Here is a 2,225-nt window from a genome sequence, read left to right on the forward strand (position 1 = left end):
CGACGTGCAGGACAACCCGGAAGACCGCGTCTTCAAGAAGGCCGAGCTGATCGAGCGGCTGGCCGGCAAGCAGGGCGTGCTGGCCACCGGCAGCGAGCGCTTCGATGCCGAGGTGCTCGATGCCAACCCGCAGCTGAAGGCGGTGTGCAACATGGCGGTCGGCTACAACAACATCGACGTCGACGCCTGCAACGCGCGCGGCGTGCTGTGCACCAACACACCCGACGTGCTGACCGAGACCACCGCCGACTTCGGCTTCGCGCTGATGATGGCGGCGGCGCGGCGCATCGCCGAATCGGAGCACTACCTGCGCCGCGGCGACTGGAAGAAGTGGTCCTACGACATGTTCACCGGTGGCGACGTGCACGGCGCGACGCTCGGCATCCTCGGCATGGGCCGCATCGGGCAGGGCATCGCGAAGCGCGGCGCGCTCGGCTTCGGCATGAAGGTGATCTACCACAACCGCTCGCGGCTCGCGCCCGCGATCGAGGCCGAATGCCGCGCGAGCTACGTCTCGAAGGAGGCGCTGCTGCGCGATGCCGACCACCTGGTGATCGTGGTGCCGTACTCGCCGGCCTCGCACCATGCGATCGGCGCCGCCGAGCTCGCGCAGATGAAGCGCACGGCGACGCTGACCAACATCGCGCGCGGCGGCGTCGTCGACGATGCGGCGCTCGCGCAGGCGCTGGCCGAGCGGCGCATCGCGTCGGCCGGGCTCGACGTGTTCGAAGGCGAACCGGCGCTGAACCCTGCGCTGCTGACGGTGCCCAACGTCGTGCTGACCCCGCACATCGCGAGTGCGACGATCGCGACGCGGCGCGCGATGGCCAACCTGGCGGCCGACAACCTGATCGCCGCGCTCGGCTTCGGGCCCAACGCCGGCCATCCGCCGACGCCCATCAACGCCGCGGCGCTGAAGGGATGAACGCGCTGCGCGCCGCCGCCGGTGTGCTGATCGGCCTGCTGACGGCATGCTGCGCGCATGCGGCTGACGGTGTCACCGTCGGCTCCAAGCGCTTCACCGAGTCGTACGTGCTCGGCGAGATCGTGCGCCAGACGTATGAGCGTGCCGGCATCGCGGCGACGCACAAGCAGGGCCTGGGCAACACCGGCATCCTGGAGCAGGCGCTGGCGAGCGGCGCGGTCGACGTCTACCCCGAGTACACCGGCACCATCGTGCGCGAGCTGCTGAAGCGCGAGGGCAACCCGTCGCTCGACGAGCTGAACGCCTGGCTCGCGCCGCGCGGGCTGAAGGCCGCGGTGCCGCTCGGCTTCAACGACACCTATGCGCTCGCGATGCTCGAATCGCAGGCGCAGCAGCTCGGCATCGAGCGCATCTCCGACCTGCTGAAGCCGCAGGCGGCGGCGCTGCGGCTGGGGCTGTCGCACGAGTTCCTGGAGCGGGCCGACGGCTGGCCCGCGCTGAAGGCGGCCTACCGGCTCGGCTACGACAAGCCGGCAGGGCTGGACCACGGCCTGGCCTACGACGCGGTCGCGGCGCAGCGCATCGACCTGATCGACATCTACAGCACCGATGCGAAAGTGGGCCGCTACAAGCTGCGCGTGCTGAAGGACGACCTGAACTTCTTCCCGAAGTACGACGCGGTGCTGCTGATGCGCGCCGGGCTGGATCCGGCGCCGCTGCAATCGCTGGCCGGCCGCATCGACGAGGCGGCGATGATCTCGCTGAACGCCCAGGTCGAGCTCGACGGCAAGAGCTTCGCCGAGGTCGCGCGGCAGTTCCTGTCGGGCAGCGCGGCGGCGGCCTCGAAACCGGTCACGTTCGCGCAGCGGCTGTTCGGCCCCGATTTCGCGCGGCTCGCCGGGCAGCACCTGCTGCTGGTGTTCGGCTCGCTGGCGGTGGCGGTGCTGGTCGGCGTGCCGCTCGGCGTGGCGGCGTGGCGCTGGCCGCGCAGCGCCGGTGTCGTGATGGGCGTGGTGTCGGTGCTGCAGACGGTGCCGTCGCTCGCGCTGCTGGCCTTCCTGATCGCGGTGGTCGGCAGCATCGGGCTGCTGCCGGCGCTGATCGCGCTGTTCCTCTACGCACTGCTGCCGATCGTGCGCAACACGCATGCCGGGCTGCAGGGCGTGCCGGTGGGGCTGGCGCAGGCGGCGCTCTCGCTGGGTTTGACCCCGCGGCAGACGCTGCGCCATGTGCAGCTGCCGCTGGCCGCGCCGACGCTGCTGGCGGGCGTCAAGACGGCGGCGGTGATCAACGTCGGCAC

The 2,225-nt window shown here is 71.1% G+C and carries 2 protein-coding genes; both read left to right on the top strand.

Features of this window, described 5'->3' with window-relative positions; all coding sequences use genetic code 11:
* Nucleotides 1–925 (top strand): 2-hydroxyacid dehydrogenase (locus tag AC1D15_RS28195; RefSeq protein ID WP_477828613.1); only part of this gene is annotated, 925 nt, incomplete at its 5' end.
* Nucleotides 922–2,225: ABC transporter permease/substrate-binding protein (locus AC1D15_RS28200; protein ID WP_477828614.1), on the top strand; the 1,304-nt coding region annotated here is incomplete at its 3' end. The genes AC1D15_RS28195 and AC1D15_RS28200, both read left to right, overlap by 4 nt.

It is taken from the genome of Rhizobacter sp. P2_H2 (genome assembly GCF_056403375.1).